The sequence below is a fragment of the Tardiphaga sp. 37S4 genome (genome assembly GCF_021044645.1).
Lineage (GTDB): Bacteria > Pseudomonadota > Alphaproteobacteria > Rhizobiales > Xanthobacteraceae > Tardiphaga > Tardiphaga robiniae.
In genome coordinates this window covers 3737393-3753613 of record NZ_CP088008.1, presented here as the reverse complement: position 1 = coordinate 3753613, position 16221 = coordinate 3737393, and the positions used below count along the sequence as shown (strand labels likewise).

General features: G+C 59.9%; 16 protein-coding genes. 13 read left to right on the top strand and 3 right to left on the bottom strand.

Going from position 1 to position 16221, the window contains the following annotated elements; all coding sequences use genetic code 11:
* Window positions 1-73 precede the first annotated feature (73 nt).
* The 6 genes from LPB73_RS17915 to LPB73_RS17890 all read left to right on the top strand — a co-directional run bounded on the left by LPB73_RS17915 (window position 74) and on the right by LPB73_RS17890 (window position 5153).
* Entirely contained in the window at window positions 74-979 is a 906-nt protein-coding gene (locus LPB73_RS17915; protein ID WP_089263793.1) for a branched-chain amino acid ABC transporter permease, read from the top strand.
* Window positions 976-1995, top strand: coding sequence for a branched-chain amino acid ABC transporter permease (locus tag LPB73_RS17910; protein ID WP_231077724.1), 1020 nt, complete (start codon window positions 976-978; stop codon window positions 1993-1995). The genes LPB73_RS17915 and LPB73_RS17910 overlap by 4 nt, the downstream gene beginning before the upstream one ends.
* Window positions 1995-2762 carry an ABC transporter ATP-binding protein gene (locus LPB73_RS17905; RefSeq protein ID WP_120288862.1) on the top strand — a complete coding sequence of 256 codons (768 nt, stop codon included), beginning with the start codon at window positions 1995-1997 and terminating at the stop codon, window positions 2760-2762. The genes LPB73_RS17910 and LPB73_RS17905 overlap by 1 nt, the downstream gene beginning before the upstream one ends.
* A complete protein-coding gene (locus LPB73_RS17900) occupies window positions 2762-3475 on the top strand; it encodes an ABC transporter ATP-binding protein (RefSeq protein ID WP_374725681.1) in 714 nt (237 codons plus the stop codon). Before LPB73_RS17905 ends, LPB73_RS17900 begins: the two co-directional genes overlap by 1 nt.
* A 67-nt stretch (window positions 3476-3542) precedes the next feature.
* Window positions 3543-4328: an SDR family NAD(P)-dependent oxidoreductase gene (locus LPB73_RS17895; protein ID WP_231077722.1), complete on the top strand. Its 786-nt coding sequence runs from the start codon at window positions 3543-3545 to the stop codon at window positions 4326-4328.
* Window positions 4329-4409: 81 nt separating this feature from the next.
* On the top strand, window positions 4410-5153 hold the full coding sequence (locus LPB73_RS17890) for an SDR family NAD(P)-dependent oxidoreductase (RefSeq protein WP_231077721.1): 744 nt from the start codon (window positions 4410-4412) through the stop codon (window positions 5151-5153).
* Window positions 5154-5485: 332 nt separating this feature from the next.
* Here LPB73_RS17890 and LPB73_RS17885 read toward each other — a convergent pair whose 3' ends face one another.
* Entirely contained in the window at window positions 5486-6298 is an 813-nt protein-coding gene (locus LPB73_RS17885) for an SDR family NAD(P)-dependent oxidoreductase (RefSeq protein ID WP_231077720.1), read from the bottom strand.
* Between the two features lie 33 nt (window positions 6299-6331).
* Window positions 6332-7174 (bottom strand): MurR/RpiR family transcriptional regulator, encoded by an 843-nt coding sequence (locus LPB73_RS17880; protein ID WP_256461201.1) that lies wholly within the window; start codon window positions 7172-7174, stop codon window positions 6332-6334.
* Between the two features lie 135 nt (window positions 7175-7309).
* Between LPB73_RS17880 and LPB73_RS17875 the strand changes: the two genes are divergently transcribed.
* From LPB73_RS17875 to LPB73_RS17845, 7 genes are all read left to right on the top strand, one after another.
* Window positions 7310-8605, top strand: coding sequence for an ABC transporter substrate-binding protein (locus LPB73_RS17875; RefSeq protein WP_231077718.1), 1296 nt, complete (start codon window positions 7310-7312; stop codon window positions 8603-8605).
* 69 nt (window positions 8606-8674) lie between these two features.
* On the top strand, window positions 8675-9601 hold the full coding sequence (locus tag LPB73_RS17870; RefSeq protein ID WP_175368212.1) for a branched-chain amino acid ABC transporter permease: 927 nt from the start codon (window positions 8675-8677) through the stop codon (window positions 9599-9601).
* A gap of 1 nt (window position 9602) precedes the next feature.
* A complete protein-coding gene (locus LPB73_RS17865) occupies window positions 9603-10616 on the top strand; it encodes a branched-chain amino acid ABC transporter permease (RefSeq protein ID WP_231077717.1) in 1014 nt (337 codons plus the stop codon).
* Between the two features lie 3 nt (window positions 10617-10619).
* Complete coding sequence (locus LPB73_RS17860; protein WP_231077716.1) at window positions 10620-11363, top strand: ABC transporter ATP-binding protein; 744 nt, start codon at window positions 10620-10622, stop codon at window positions 11361-11363.
* A complete protein-coding gene (locus LPB73_RS17855; RefSeq protein ID WP_231077715.1) occupies window positions 11363-12064 on the top strand; it encodes an ABC transporter ATP-binding protein in 702 nt (233 codons plus the stop codon). The genes LPB73_RS17860 and LPB73_RS17855 overlap by 1 nt, the downstream gene beginning before the upstream one ends.
* Window positions 12061-12678 (top strand): ATP-binding cassette domain-containing protein, encoded by a 618-nt coding sequence (locus tag LPB73_RS17850; RefSeq protein ID WP_231077714.1) that lies wholly within the window; start codon window positions 12061-12063, stop codon window positions 12676-12678. Before LPB73_RS17855 ends, LPB73_RS17850 begins: the two co-directional genes overlap by 4 nt.
* A 54-nt stretch (window positions 12679-12732) precedes the next feature.
* On the top strand, window positions 12733-14175 hold the full coding sequence (locus tag LPB73_RS17845; protein ID WP_231077713.1) for an NAD-dependent succinate-semialdehyde dehydrogenase: 1443 nt from the start codon (window positions 12733-12735) through the stop codon (window positions 14173-14175).
* A 310-nt stretch (window positions 14176-14485) separates the two neighbouring features.
* Here LPB73_RS17845 and LPB73_RS17840 read toward each other — a convergent pair whose 3' ends face one another.
* On the bottom strand, window positions 14486-16186 hold the full coding sequence (locus tag LPB73_RS17840; RefSeq protein ID WP_231077712.1) for an IlvD/Edd family dehydratase: 1701 nt from the start codon (window positions 16184-16186) through the stop codon (window positions 14486-14488).
* Between the last annotated feature and the right edge of the window lie 35 nt (window positions 16187-16221).

Below are 16221 nucleotides of genomic sequence, written 5' to 3'. Positions count from 1 at the left end.
CGGCCTGCCGTTCGCGTCGGCCGGAACAGGCTCGTTCAGACCATCGAAGGTCAGACCATCAAAGGACTGCGCTGTGAACCTCGAAGCCCTTGCCTCCTGCCTGTCATCGTCAGCCTGCGCCGTGACGCAGATATCGACGGCGCTCATCATCGGCATGCTGCTGTTCATGGTGGCGTCCGGCCTGTCGCTGATCTTCGGCGTGCTCGGCGTCATCAATTTCGCCCATGGCGCGTTCTATATGGCTGGCGCCTATATCGCCTTCTTCACCTATCAGGCGACATCGAGCTTTTTACTGGCATTCCTGGCCGGCGCGCTCGGGGCAGGCCTGATCGGGGTCATCTTTGAGCGGTTCATCATCAGCAAGGTGTATGGCAAGGACATCCTGATGCAGTTGCTGGTTTGCTACGCCATCATCCTGATCTTCGACGATCTGGTGAAGATCATTGCCGGCCCGGAATACAAGATGATGGGCATGCCCGACGTGTTCGCGCTTCCGCCGCTTGAATTCGCCGGCGGCTTCGTTCCGGCCTATTACGTCTTCATGATCGTCGCGAGCCTGTCGATCGGCGCGATGCTCTGGCTCGCAATCGAGAAGACCCGGATCGGCAAGATCATCCGCGCCCTCGCCATCAATCCGCAGATGGTCGGCGCACTCGGGATCAACACGACGCTGCTCTACGCGGCCGTGTTTGGCGTCGGCAGCATGTTGGCGGGTATCGCCGGCTCCCTCGCGGCGCCGACACGCACATTGACGCCGGGTATGGGTCTATCGATCCTGATCGAAAGCTTCATCGTCACCGTGATCGGCGGGATGGGATCGATTGTCGGCGCGCTGATCGCAGCGTTGCTCATCGGCTTCACGCGGGCCTTCGGAGCGATCGGCTTCCCGCTCTTCGTTGACGGGATCATGTTCGGCATGATGGCCGTCGTTCTGATCGTCAAGCCCAGCGGTCTGCTCGGCCGGGAGATCGCGCGATGATGAAAGCGGGGTTCCTGCGCGATCTGTTCTTTGCGGCTGCCGTGCTGATCGTTTTGATTGTCGTACCGTTCATCTTCACCAAGCCATCGCTGCGCGACTTCCTCATCTATGTGATGGCCTATGGCCTGCTGGCGATGTCGCTGAATCTCCTCGTGGGGCTCACGGGGCTGGTCTCGTTCGGGCATGCGGCCTTCTTCGTGTCCGGCGCCTATATGTTCGGTCTGCTGATGCAGTCCGGCCGCGTGTCGATCCCCGTTGCAATTCTCGTCACGGTGCTCGGCACTGCGGTGCTTGCGCTGGTGATCGGTGCGATCTGCGTGCGGCTCAAGGAAATCTATTTCTCCTTCATCACGCTGGCCTTCCAGATGTTCATCCACTCGATCATCCTGACATGGGTCAGCTTGACCGGCGGGGATCAGGGCTTGCGCGGCGGCATTCCGCGGCCCCCGTTCTTCGGCATCGATCTCAGCAGCGGTGTGTCGCTTTATATCTTCTCGGCTTGCGTCTTCGTCGTCTGTATCCTGATCATGCGTCAGGTCTGGCAGTCGCCGTTCGGCTACACGCTGCGCTTGATCCGCGACAATCCGAACCGGGCCAATTACCTCGGCGTCGATATCGTTCGCATGAAGCTCGGCGTGTTCATCCTGGCCGGTGCGATGGCCAGCGTTGCCGGCATCCTGCTGTCGCTGTTCGTCTCCGGCGCCTATCCGGAATTCGGCTTCTGGACGACCTCGGGCGAGGCCATCTTCATGATCATGCTCGGCGGCTCGCAACTGTTCGTCGGGCCGATCATCGGCGCCATCCTGCTGCGCCTGCTCGAGCATTTCGTATCCATCTACACAGAATATCACGGCCTGGTGCTGGGCATCGTCATTCTGGCCATCGTGCTCGGTCTGCGGCAGGGCATCGCCGATTACATCGTCGAATTTCTGCAGCGACGCAAAGAGGCCAGGGTGGCTCCTGCCCAGGACGCTTCCGCCAAGGATGCCGCCTTCGCCAAGGAGAGGATTGCCTGATGCTCTCGGTGCAGAACCTCGACAAACGCTTCGGCGGTGTTCACGCCACGCGCAATGTCTCGATCGATTTTCCCGACGGCTCGCTCACGGCGATCATCGGACCGAATGGCGCAGGCAAGACCACCTTCTTCAACCTGATCTCGGGCGCGTTCCGGCCGAATTCGGGGAAGGTCATTTTCGACGGTCAGGATATCGTTGGTAAATCGAGCCTCGAGGTCGTGCGGCTCGGCATGACGCGGGCGTTCCAGGTCGCCGAGATCTTCCCCAGCCTGACCGTCACCGAGGCGATCATGGCGACGGTGATCTCTCATTTGCGCAAGTCATGGACCTTTCTGCGGCGGTTTCCTGTCGCGGAAGCCAAGGCGCGGACGGAAGAGATCATCGAACTGCTCGGGCTCGCGGACAAGGCGGGGACGCTCTCGCGCAATCTCTCCCATGGCGACCAGAAGCTGCTCGATATCGGCCTTGCGCTCGCCATGGAGCCAAAGGTGCTGCTGCTCGACGAGCCGACCGCGGGCATGGGGCCGGACGAGCGCTGGCGCATGATCGGCAAGGTGCAGCATCTGTGGCAGGTCAAGAAGATGACGGTGCTGTTCATCGAGCATGACATGGATATCGTCTTCAAGATCGCCCAGAAAATCCATGTGCTGAAATACGGCGCCGTGCTCGCGCAGGGCACGGCCAACGAGATCCGGCGCAATCAGGATGTCATCGACGCCTATCTCGGTGCCGATCACCATCTCTCCGCAGCAGTGGGAGAGGCATGATGACCGACCCGTTCCTCCATGTCGAAGCGGCAGACGTCTATTACGGTGCCAGCCAGATCCTGTTCGGCGTCGATCTCGCGGTCGAGCAGGGGCAAACCATGGCGCTGCTCGGCCGTAACGGCGCCGGCAAGTCGACGACGTTCAAGATGATCGCCGGCCTCGCGCCGCCACGCCGCGGCAAGGTTGCTCTTGCAGGTCAAGGGCTGGCCGGTCGACCGTCCTACAGGATCGCGCGCGCGGGGATCGGCTATGTTCCGGAGAACCGGCAGGTGTTCCCCGACCATACGGTCGATGACAATCTCATCGTCGCCGCCAAGAAGGGGCCGCGCGGCGACCATCACTGGAATCGCGAGCGCATCTATGAGGTGTTTCCGATCCTCGCCTCGATGAAGGACCGCCTGGCCGGCCGGCTGTCGGGTGGCGAGCAGCAGATGCTGACCATCGCCCGCACGCTGATGGGCAATCCCGATGTGTTGTTGCTCGACGAGCCCAGTGAGGGCCTCGCGCCGATCATCGTCCAGGCCATCGGCGAACTTATCAAGACGCTGCGCGGCATGGGCGTCACCATTCTGCTGGCCGAACAGAACATGCATTTCTGCCTGGGTATCGCGACCCATGCCACGGTGATCGACAAGGGACAGATCGTGTATCGCGCGACCATAGATGAACTCAGGCACAACGAGGACATCAAGCAACGCTATCTTGCGGTCTAGCGCCGTCGCCATCGTCAAACGCGCAGCTTTGCTGCGTGCAACAAGAAACGGACAACGGGAGTGCAGGATGAAACGAGACGAGGGGCGCGGCCGCATCGCCGTGGTGACGGGCGGAGCAAGCGGAATCGGCCTAGCCACAGCCGGTATCTTGATCGAGCGCGGATGGCGCGTCGTCATTTCGGATATCAATGCGAAGGCCAATCAGGAATCTGCAGCGAAGATCGGCGCGGACTCCGTGCCGTTCGACGTGACTGATGAACACGCGACCGAAACGGCTTTCGCGGATATCGAGGCGCGGCTGGGGCCGATCGAGGCGCTGTTCGCCAATGCCGGCGTGATCCAGTCCGGCGGCCGTGCAGAGAACCTGCCGCTCGCCGAATTCGACAGGGTAATCGCCGCCAATTTGCGCGGCGTTTACGTGTCCTGCCTCGCGGCCGGCAAGCGCATGACCAAGCGCGGACGCGGCGGCATCGTGATCACCGGCTCGGTCACGGCATCGCGCACAGCGCCGTTACACGCCTATGCGCCCTCGAAGGCTGCGGCGGTTCATATGGCGGCGTGCCTCGCGGCCGATTGGGGCCGTTCGGGTGTGCGGGTCAATGCGGTGTCGCCGGGCTATGTGGGAACCCCACCGGTGCTCGCCAACATCGAACGTGGGACGCGAGATCCGAAACTGCTGATCGAAGGCTCCGCGCTGGGACGCATGGTCGATCCGGAAGAAATCGGACGCGGCGTCGCGTTTCTGCTGTCCGACGACGCGTCGGCGGTTACCGGGATCAATCTTCCGATTGATGCTGGGTGGCTCGCGAGTTCGCATCTGACGACCTATGGCGGCGTGCCGCCGGCGCGCTGACCGTCGTCACGTCAACCGAATTGAACACCGTACTCTGCGTGGGTTTACAGAGGTGTGGTAACACAAGCGGGAATTATCGTCATGACGTCTTCTGAAAAATCCCCATTCGATCTCACCGGACAGCGCATTGTGATCGCGGGCGCGGCCGGCGGCATCGGCAGCGCTACGGCGAAGCTATGCGCACAGCAAGGCGCGACGCTTGTGCTGGTCGATATCGCAGGCAAGGATCGTATCCGCGAACGCGTCGGTGCCGAGGTTGCGGACCGCTCTGAAATTTACGGCCTCGACACCGGCTCGCGGCCCGACGTGACGGCGCTCGCGAGGCAGACTGGACCGGTCTATGGACTGATCGATACGGCGGCGATCGCACCGCATGACGACTGGATGGCCGAGGACTGGGAAGAGTCGCTTGATCGCGTCATTCGCGCCAATGTGAAGGGGCCGATCAATCTGACCCGCGCCTTCCTGCCCGGCATGATGGAGGCCGGCGAAGGCCGCATCGTGCTGTGCGGATCGGTGGCCGGGTGGATGGGCGGTCTGCGCACCGGGCCGCATTATGCCTTTGCCAAAGGCGGCATCCATTCCTTCGTGCGCTGGCTGGCGAGTAAGGCCGCACCGCGCAACGTCCTCGTGAACGGCATTGCGCCGGGGCCGGTAGAGACCGCGATGACCGAGGGCAAAGGCTATGACACATCGCTCTATCCGTTGAAGCGCATGGCCAAGCCGGAAGAGATCGCCGCCACCGCGGTGTTCTTATGCGGCGCTGGCAGTGGTTACGCCTCCGGTGCGATTTTCGATATCAACGGGGCCACCCACTTCCATTGACTGCTGCGGGCGCTGATCGCCTGCAGGACGCGGCGGATCTGCGCGCTGCGCCACCCACGATAACGCTGGGCCTGGCGTGTCACCGAGAAGATAGGGCGGCACGCATTGTTCGCCGCAATAGGTGCGGTCACATCCGCCGATCCGTCGGCTTGCGAGACAAAGGGATGTCACTTATTCGCTTGCAAGGTCTATGTCCGCTCCTGGCACAAAGCGGACTCCTGTGAAAAAGGTGCCGCAGGTTTCGTGGCGAAGTTGCGCAGCGGCTTGCAACTAATACCGAACTGATTGCGGTTCCTGCATTCCCGATGGTCACCTAGCTGAGAGTTTGAGGCTCATGCCGGCCAGAGCTGGCCGCCGCCGTCGACGCGAATGACCTGCCCCGATACGAACGCTCCCATAGGTCCGGCAAATAACTCAATGACGCGCGCAACCTCGTCTATGGTGGCAATCCGGTCGAGCGACCCTTCCTGGATCAGCCGCGCCGGATCGACGGTACGTGTTGCCATAAACCGCTCCGTGCGTGTGTCGCCTGGGGCGATCGTGTTGACGGTGACATCATAGATTCGCATCTGGTCGGCGAGACACCGGGTAAAATGCATCGCGCCGGCTTTCGCCGTTGCGTAGATCGATGCATTTGTGCGTCCTTTGAATGCTGCAACTGAGCCGATGTTGATAATACGCCCCCGGCGTCGGTCCATCATGCCTCGCGCCACCTGCTGGCAGACGAAGATTGTGCTAAGAAGATTACGGTCGATGACGGCCCGCACATCTTCGGCCTTGATATTTACGACATCATTTGGGTTTGGCTTTCCGCCTGCAGCCGCGATGTCACCGCCGGCATTATGCACGAGGATGTCGATGGGGCCGAGATTGGTCTCGGTGACTTGAACGACCCGCTCGATGTCTTCCGATATCGTAAGATCGCCGAGAACCTTGAAAGTGCGGACGCTGTGTTTGTCGGCTATCGATCGAGCGACATCCGTAAGCGTTTCGGTACCACCAAATTCGGCAGGGCCGTGCTCGCGCATGCCGTGAATAGCGATATGGCAACCGAGGGCTGCGAGCCGTTCGGCAAAGGCGCGGCCAAGCCCGCGACCTGCACCTGTGATAAGTGCGACCTGGCCTTCCAGCATACGAGCGGACATGACTTCATCCTGTCAGTTAAATGAGAGTTATCTTCAGTCGAGTGTAAGCGTGAGACCGACGGCCAGTGTCTGGGCGAGACACATGGGGGCGACCATCGTACGAAGTGCGGCTTCCGGCATATCCGGAATTTCGAAGACGACGCTGGCACCCTCGACAATGGGGCTGAGCAAGCTGTCGGTGATCGAGATGACGGGCAGGCGGCGGGCTACGAGTTCCGGAAACAGTCGCGCTGTGTCGGGATTGTAGACCCTGAAGCTGATGGCAACGAGCGCATCGGCGGGCGTCGCCGAAGCGGCCTGGTCGCCAAGCGCGCTGCCAAGTCCATCAAGGATAACAACGCGGCGCCCGAGTTTGCGCAAAACATAGGTCAGATGAGCTGCGACCGGGAAAGAGCCGCCAAGGCCCAGGACGTAGATCGTCTCTGCGGCGCCAAGCAGTTCGATCGCGCGCGCAAGATCTGCCTGCCTTACGCGGTCCTGCAGGCTTTCGAGCGAGACCATGCCTTCTGACGCGAAGCGGGTCAGAACCGCCTGAGGATTGTTCGCATCCTGAAAGCGGCCGTCGCGTCGCAGCCCGGTGATGCGCTCCTTGTAGCTCGGTGGCACGCTGGCGACGAGCCTTGAACGGAACACCTGTTGCAATTCCGTGAAGCCGCCATAGCCCAGTGCACGCGCAAATCTCACAATGGCGGACGGCTGAACCTTCGCACGCCGTGCGACTTCCGCGACGGTCCCGAGCGCCATCTCGGTGGGATGCTCAAGTGCAAACTCAGCGATCACCCGGAGGCGATCTGAAAAATCCGGATGTTGGCGTGCGATCTCATGACGGAGGTTTTCATAAGTGCCGTGCTGGGGGGCTCTGGCTTTAGTGGGCATGCGGTTGGCTCGTATTTGCGGTCATCGATTTCTCTGACTTGTATATTCTACTTTACATACTTCGTGGAATGTTTATTCTAAATCCATACAATGCGCGGACATCAATAAAAGAGCCGCCGATTCCAGGAGGAAACAATGAAGCGACGTAGCGATACGTCCGGGCTGTCCCGGCGTGCCCTCGTGAAGGGCGGCTTGCTGTCTGCCACAGCGACATTTTTCGGTCCATGGCAACACACACGTGTTCTGGCGCAGGGAGAAAAGAAGCCAATCAAGTTGGGGCTCACCTGTGATGCCAGCGGCCAATACGGCAATAGCGGGCAGGACGATATGCGTGGCATTCGCCTCGCAATTGATGAATTCAACGCAAAAGGCGGCGTGCTCGGTCGCAAGATTGAATGGACGACGGCCGACACCGAAACCAATGCGGCGACAGGTACACGCATCGCGGAGCGTTTCATTACGCAGGAGCAGTGCGGCTTTCTGATCGGCGCCGTGCATTCGGGCGTCGCCAATGCCATCACGCAAGTCGCGAATAAATACGGCACCGTCTATTTCAACACCAACTCGTCGGCACCGAGTGAGGCAGGTGAGAACTGCTCGCGCATCAAATTTGTCTGGGATGGGAACGGCACCAATTTTTCCAAGGCCGCCGTCCAGAACGCGGTTCAGAAGATAGGCAAGAAGTGGCTGTTGCTGACCAACGACTATGTGTGGGGGCACACGACATCGGCCGCGACCAAAGCCGAGGTCGAGAAAGCCGGCGGACAGATCATCGATAATCTGCTGATCCCGCAGAATACCCGCGATTTCACCTCCTATCTCCTCAAGGTGCAGCAGGCCAAGCCTGATGTGGTCGCCATGGCCGTTGGCGGCGATGATATGAAGGCGCTACGTCAGCAGATCGGTGCGTTGAAGCTGGAAGAGAAAACAGCCTGGATTAACAATCAGCAGGATTGGCCCGATATCTGGGGTGCGGAGGATACGCTGTTCGGCGTCTTTGGCACCAACTGGTATCATCTTTTGCCGCTACCCGGCGTTGCTGACTTCGTCAAGCGGTGGCAAACAACCTATCCGCAGTCGCCCATTCCGGTGCCGGGGAATGTCTCCTACAACGGCTACATCGCGACACGCGAATTGCTGCGCGCCATCGAGCGCGCCGGTACGACCAGCAATCATGCTGTGATCAAGCAGTTGGAAGGGCACAAGATGCTCGCTGCCGACCGCATGCAGCATTTCGATGCGTATATCGATCCTGTGACGCATCAAGTGCAGCAGACGATCTATCTTGCCCGCCGCAACGCAAAACCCGCCGACAAGACGGATCTGTATGAGGTCATCAGCTGGACCAAGCCCGAAACGGCGGTGGACGAAGCCTCACTGGAGAAATGCAAGATGAAGGCGCTCGCCGACGTTCCAGTCTTCGACACATAAAGCTTACGCATGAGCGCCCGGAACGTTCTCCGGGCGCTCATGCTCGCTCATTGGAATAGATGAACGCTTATGTCGCTGCTCAATCTCCTTCCGCATTTGCTGAACGGTATAGCGCTCGGCTTGCTTTTCTCCCTGATTGCACTTGGCTTTATGCTGATCCTCGGATTGATGGAGCAGATCAACCTTGCCCATGGCTCGTTGTTCGCTCTCGGGGCGTACTTTGCCTACGCTATTTGTGGGGCGAAACTGCCGTTGCCGCCGGATGTCCTGATCGCGTGGGCGGGGGTGCCGCTTGGCTTGCGGTTTGCCACAGCAGTTGTCGTAGCCCCGATCCTGGTTGCGCCCTTTGGCCTTGTGCTTGAACGATTGATGCGCCGCACCTATGGGCGCGATCCGCTGTATGGGCTTCTGCTCACCTTTGGTGTTGCCATGGTGCTGGAGGAGTTGATCCGCGTGGTTTGGGGCACGCGCGACTACATGATGCCGGTACCGCGTGACATGTCCGGCGGCTTTATCATGCTCGATCTGATCTGGTCGACCTATCGCTTCTGGGCTGCCGGCATGGCGATCGTGGCCATGGGAGCCGTCTGGTTCATCGTCGAACGCACGCGTTTCGGTGCGATGGTCAAGGCAGGCGCCCATGACAGCGAAATCGTCCAGGCGCTCGGCATCGATCTGACGCGATTGCGGGTTTGGGTGTTCGTCCTTGGCACGATGCTCGCGGCGTTCGCCGGTGTGATCATGGCGCCGCTTTGGGGAATCCGGCCGCATATGGGAGTCGATGCCGTTGTCCCGGCATTTCTCATCATCGTGCTCGGTGGTGTCGGGAGCTTCTGGGGGGCGGCGTTGGGCGGGCTCCTGGTCGGCATGGTGGTCGGGCTGTCCGGTGCCTATGCCTCCGAATGGTCGATGCTGTCCATGTATCTGTTGTTAATTGTCGTCGTGACGTTCCGCGCACGGGGCCTGTTCGGCAAGAAAAGCGTGTTGGAGGCTTGATATGGCAGCAGCCCGTACGGTTCCCAGCTTCACGCTTGCGATGCTCGTTACATGGATCCTGTTTGCAACCGTTCCCTTCTGGATCGAGCGGGTCGGCCTCTATCAATATCTCGGGGTCGAGATCCTGATCTTTGCGCTCTATGCGCTGGCCTACAATCTGGTTCTGGGCCATGCGGGATTGCCGTCGTTCGGGCATGGCGCATTTTTCGGGATCGGTGCCTACGCATTCGGTCTGGCGCAATCAAACATCGCGTCGAACCTGTGGGTCTGTCTTGCGGTTGCTGCATTTGCGGCCGCAATAGCGGGCGCTTTTGTGGCGCTCTTCATCTCGCACAGGCGAGGCATCTATTACGCATTGATGACCATCGCTTTCGGGCAGATCTTCTGGTTCATCGCGATCAAGGCGCACCGGATAACCGGCGGCGAAGATGGCTTGCTCAAGATTGAGAGGCTACCCGCCTCGCTTGGCATCACCACGTTCAACCTTGGCAGCAACATCGCGCTGTACTACTTCGTGCTGGCAGTCTTTGCTGTTGTCTCGTTCCTGCTGTGGCGGCTCGTGCATTCCCCCTTTGGGCGGGTGGTGAAGGCCATAAAGCAGAACGAAACACGTGCTCGTTTCGTCGGCTACGACGTCTGGCGCTACAAGGCGGCGGTCCTGGTTGTATCCACGACCTTATCGGGACTCGCGGGCGGATTGTTCGCGATGGCACAGACGTCCGCCTTCCCGGACGTGATGAGTCTGCACTATTCCGGCTACGTCGTCATGATGACATTGGTGGGTGGCGGGCTTGTCTCGTTCTGGGGCCCCGTCATTGGTGCCGTGGCCTTCTTCCTTGCACGCGACGTCATCGGATCATTCACCACCGGATGGATGCTATGGTTCGGCCTGTCGTTTGTTGTCTTGGTGCTTTTCAAGCCGGAGGGGATCGCCGGCATGTTTGCCGGCGTCATGAACGGACGAGACAAAATCGTTCCGCGCCCTGCCGCCGCTCCGCAATCGCAGGCGAGGTGAGCCATGCCCCTGTTTGAAGCCAAAGACCTGCATCTGCGATTCGGCGATCGCGTCGTGCTCGAGAGCGTCTCGCTTGCATTTGAAGCCGGCCAATTGTCCGGCATCATGGGGCCGAACGGCGCCGGCAAGACGACCTGTTTCAATGTGCTGACTGGCCGCTACAAGCCCAATCGCGGGCAGGTATTGTGGCAGGGAGACGATATCACCGGGAAAAGTCCCCAGGATATCGCACGCCTCGGCATCGCACGGTCGTTCCAGCTGATGAACCTGTTCGACGAGTTCACGGTATTCGAGAACATAGCCATTGCGCTTCCGGGCACGCGCCGGCGTGGGCATGACATGATTGCTCAGGCATATGCCGACACCGCGCTGGTCGACGAAGCTCACAGCATTCTCGAAAAGGTGGGTCTTGCAGGACGCGCCAACGATGAAGCCAAGTCGCTCTCCTATGGCGCACGCCGCGCGCTCGAAATCGGCGTCGCGCTGGCCTGTCGTCCAAAGCTGCTTTTTCTCGATGAACCGACTGCGGGTCTGGGTAGCGACGGGCGCGCGCGACTTACCGATCTCATCCTTCAGCTCAAAGGCGACCTGACCATCGTTGTCATCGAACATGACATGGAATTCCTCTTCTCGCTGGCCGATGAGATATCCGTCATTCATTGGGGGCAGGTGATCGCGCGCGGCGCGCCGGCCGCACTCAAGACGAACCCATGGGCCGAGGCTTCCAACCTGGGGCGGCTCAACTGATGCTCGATGTATCCAGTATCGATTCTTTCTACGGCGAGACGCAGGCGCTGTTTTCGGTCTCGTTGTCCGTACGCGCAGGCGAGGTGCTTGCCCTGCTCGGCGCTAACGGCGCTGGCAAAACCACGGTGCTCCGCTCCATCCTCGGTCTCACGCGCGCGCGCCGGGGTGACATCCGTTTTCAGGGAAAGTCGATCGCAGCAAGCGCGACGCATCATATAGCATGCGCCGGAATTGGCTGGGTGCCGGACGACCGTCGCCTCTGTCCGACACTCACCGTCGCGAAAAATCTGTCGTTAGGCGAAAAGCGCACGAACTTTCGAGGATGGTCTCTCGGAGAAGTCACCGAGATTTTCACACCGCTCAAATATCTGATGACGCGCGAGGCCGAGACTTTGTCCGGCGGCGAGATGCAGATGGTGGCCATTGCCCGCGCGTTGCTCGGTTCACCCGGCCTCGTGCTGTTCGACGAGCCAAGCCAGGGCCTTGCACCGAAAATCGTCGATGACGTGATGGCTGTCATCCGGCGCCTCAGGCAGGCGGGCATTGCCAGTATCGTGGTCGAACAGAATGCCGATGTCGCATTGAGCGTTGCCGATCGGGTTGTTGTGCTTTCGCAGGGGCATGTTGCCTGGGCGGGGGACGCGGCGGCACTGACTGCAGATCTCAGCCTCAAGCGCAAGCTTCTGGGAGGGCTGTCATGAGCGATACGCCGCTACTTGCGCTGGAAGGCGTGATCAAGATCTATCGCCGCGGCTTGCTCGACCGGGATCCCGCATTTCAACTGCACGTGGATCGTGCTTTCATGCAGCCCGAGATCGTGGGCGTCATGGGGCCAAACGGCGCCGGCAAGACGACGCTATTCGAGATGATCGCGGGATCGAACGTGCCGTCGGAAGGGCGCGTGATGGTTGCCGGTCAGGACATGCAGAGGGTTCGCTATCTTCAGCGTGATCGTCTGGCCATTCATTACCATCAATCCTATCAAGTCCGTCAGTTCAGAAAGACGAGACCGTCCTTCACGATGGAGCAGGCTGCAAGCGCCTATCCGCTCGTTCATCTGTTCGATGAACCGCAGTTCAATACCCAGGATGGCTATATCGGATTCATGCTGGATTTTTTCCGCAAGCTGCGCACTGAGAAGCGGCTCGTTTTCATCTGCCTGCATCCGACGGCGACGTTTCAGCTGACGATCCTCAAGGAGATCTGCGAGCGTTTCCTGTTCGTCAGCGGCGGAGCGGTCACTAACTATGCTCATTTTGATGACCTCACCAGCCAGCCCGATGTCCGCCAATATCTTGGTGTGCTGGCCCCCTGAATAGACTCGCAACTCAATTCACGACAAACCGAAATCTGGAACAGGATTCAATCCATGCAGCGACAATATCTCGATACGCTCCCGCACTATATCAATGGCGCATGGGTCCAACCAACTTCGGGCGATTACCAGGACGTGATGAATCCATCCACGAATACGCCCATCGGCAAACTCGGGCATGCGTCAAAGGCCGATCTCGACAAGGCGATCGCGGCTGCTCAATCCGGCTTCAATACCTGGCGACGCGTCTCCGCCTTCGAGCGCAGCAAGATCCTGCGCAAGGCTGCCGATCTGGTGCGCGCGCGGGTCGAGCAGATCGCCACCATTCTCACCTTTGAGCAAGGCAAGCTCCTGGCCGAGGCGAAGCTCGAAGTCATGGGCTCGGCCGACGTCATCGAATGGTTCGCCGAGGAAGGTCGCCGCGCCTATGGCCGCATCATTCCGGCGCGCGCCGACGGCGTCCGCAACATGGTGCTGATGGAGCCTGTCGGTCCGGTGGCGGGCTTCTCGCCCTGGAATTTTCCGGTGTTACAGGCTGCTCGGAAAATCTCCGGTGCGCTTGCCGCCGGTTGCTCGATCATCATCAAATGCCCCGAGGAAACGCCGGGTTCGCCAATCGAGTTCGTAAAATGCTTCGAAGAGGCCGGTGTGCCCGCCGGTGTGATCAATCTGGTTTACGGCGTTCCGGCCGTGATCTCGGAATATCTCATCAGCTCACCGGCGATCCGCAAGATATCGTTCACGGGATCTGTCCCGGTCGGCAAGCATCTGGCCTCGCTTGCCGGACAGCATATGAAGCGCTCGACCATGGAGCTTGGCGGCCACGCGCCCGTGCTAGTTTTTGACGATGTCGAGACCGATGGCATTGCTACACTTCTGGCCGGCATGAAATATCGCAACGCGGGCCAGGTCTGTGTTTCGCCAACGCGGTTCTTTGTTCAGGAGAGGTCCTACGACAAGTTTGTTGCCAAATTCACGGACCTTGCGCGCGGTATCGCAGTCGGAGACGGGTTTGATCCCAACAGCAAAATGGGACCGCTTGCCAATCCGCGGCGGGTCAATGCGATGGAAACCACTCTGCTCGATGCCCAGGAGAAGGGTGCTAAAGTCGAAACGGGTGGCAAGCGCATTGGCAATGCGGGCAACTTCTTCGAGCCGACTGTACTGACGAATGTCCCCGCTCATGCGCGAATTATGCACGAGGAGCCATTTGGCCCGATCGCGGTGATGCTACGTTTCAAGGATGCCGATGAAGTGCTGGAGCGCGCCAATAGTCTGCCGTTCGGTCTTGCGAGCTATGCCTTTACCAAGGATGCGAAGACTGCAACCAAGGTGTCCGATGGACTCGACCACGGAATGGTATCTATCAATCATTTTGGTATCGCGCTTCCGGAAACGCCATTTGGTGGCGTAAAAGAGTCAGGTTACGGGCACGAGGGAGGTATTGAGGGGCTTAATGCTTACTTGAGTACAAAATTCGTGAGCCATCTCGGTTGAGTTTGGCAGCTAGTCTCTCATGAAACCGTGGACGCAATTCTTCGTTCTGGATGCGGGTGTAGGGGAAAGTATCGACGCGTCGACAGTTCCCTTTGTAGATCGCTTTTGACCGCTTATGGCGCAAAGCGGACATTGATACGAGCCTGGGATGGATAGCTTGCTTACGGCGCATTATGAACGGACGGTTGAAGTCATTCTTCTCAAGATGAGCGGACATTCTCAGAGCTCACGGGAGTGGGCCGACGCAATCTTTGATAGTATCCGTTTGTAAAGGCGGATTGCAGGCGATGCGTGATCGCGAGGTAAAGTCTTACGTCTTTTTCGCGATCATGAAATCGAAGTCGCAGCCCTTATCGGCTTGCGTTACTGTCTGCTGAAACAGGCGAGCGTAGCCACGTTCAGGCAGGACTGCATGAACCTTTGACTGTGCTGCGCGGCGCCCGTCGAGTTCGGATTCATCGACCAGGAGGTTGATGGACCGCCCATCGACGTCAAGCCTGATCTGATCACCGTTGCGGACCAGTCCGAGCGGGCCGCCCACCGCGGATTCGGGCGTGATATGCAGCACGATTGTGCCGAATGCAGTGCCACTCATGCGGGCATCTGAAATGCGCACCATGTCCTTCACGCCTTGTCGGCCGAGCTTTTTGGGGATCGGTAGATAGCCCGCTTCCGGCATGCCGGGAGCGCCTTTGGGGCCGGTGTTCAGCAATACCAGAACGTCGTCGGCCGTTACGTCGAGATCGGGATCGTCGATCCGTAGTGCCATGTCCTCGACAGAAGTAAACACCACGGCGCGGCCGGTGTGCTGCAGCAGCCGGGGCGTCGCGGCCGAGCGCTTGATGATCGCGCCGCCTGGTGCGAGGTTGCCGTACAGCACGGCCATGGAGCCTTCGGCCTTGATCGGATTGCTGCGCGGCCGGATGACGTCCTGACCGGGGACGATCTCAGCTTCGGCCGCAATCTCGCCCAGCGTCTTGTCTGCGATGGTCGGCGCGCTGCCATCAATAAGGTCGCCAAGTTCTGCAAGCAACCTGGGCATGCCACCAGCGTGATGGAAATGTTCCATGTAGTGAGCGCCCGAGGGTTTCAGATCGATCAGCACAGGCGCAATGCGACCGATCTCGTCGAGCATGTCGAGATCGTAACCATAGGGCGTTCGGTTGGCGATCGCGGTGAGATGAATGATGCCGTTGGTGGAGCCGCCGATCGCTTGCATGACAACGGTGGCATTACGGAAAGCTGCAGGTGTCAGCAATTCCGAGGGACGTGGTCCGCCGCTTACCGCCATTTTGGCGGCGCGCTTGCCGCTTGCTTCGGCGAGACGGAAACGTTCGGCGTGCGGGGCAGGGATGGTCGCGCTCATCGGCAGCGACAGGCCCAGTACTTCCGTGACGCAGGCCATCGTGCTGGCGGTACCCATCACCATGCAGGTCCCGACGGATGGCGCGAGGCGTTCGTTGACTATCTCGATTTCCTCTGCGTCGATCTCGCCGGCGCGGTGCGCGCTCCAGAGGCGGCGACAATCGGTACAGGCGCCGAGCACCTCACCCTTGTGATGACCGACGACCATGGGGCCGACAGGGATCACCACCGTCGGCAGATTGACGGATGCCGCGGCCATGATCTGGGCCGGCAGCGTCTTGTCACAGCCGCCGATGACCACGATGGCGTCCATCGGCTGCGCGCGGATCATCTCCTCGGTGTCCATGGCCATCAGGTTGCGCAGGAACATCGAGGTGGGGTGCGCAAAACTTTCGTGGATCGAGATGGTCGGGAACACCATGGGCATCGCGCCGGCCAGCATCACGCCGCGCTTCACAGCCTCGATGATGGCAGGGACGTTACCGTGGCACGGATTGTAGTCGCTGTAGGTGTTGGTGATTCCAACGATCGGGCGCTCCAGCGCATCGTCGGAATAGCCCATCGCCTTGATGAACGCCTTGCGCAGAAATAGCGCAAATCCCGCGTCGCCATAGTTTGTCAGCCCTTTGCGAAGCCCTTTGGACATGTCGTTTCCCCTGCGGCCACCAAAGCCGATTTTCT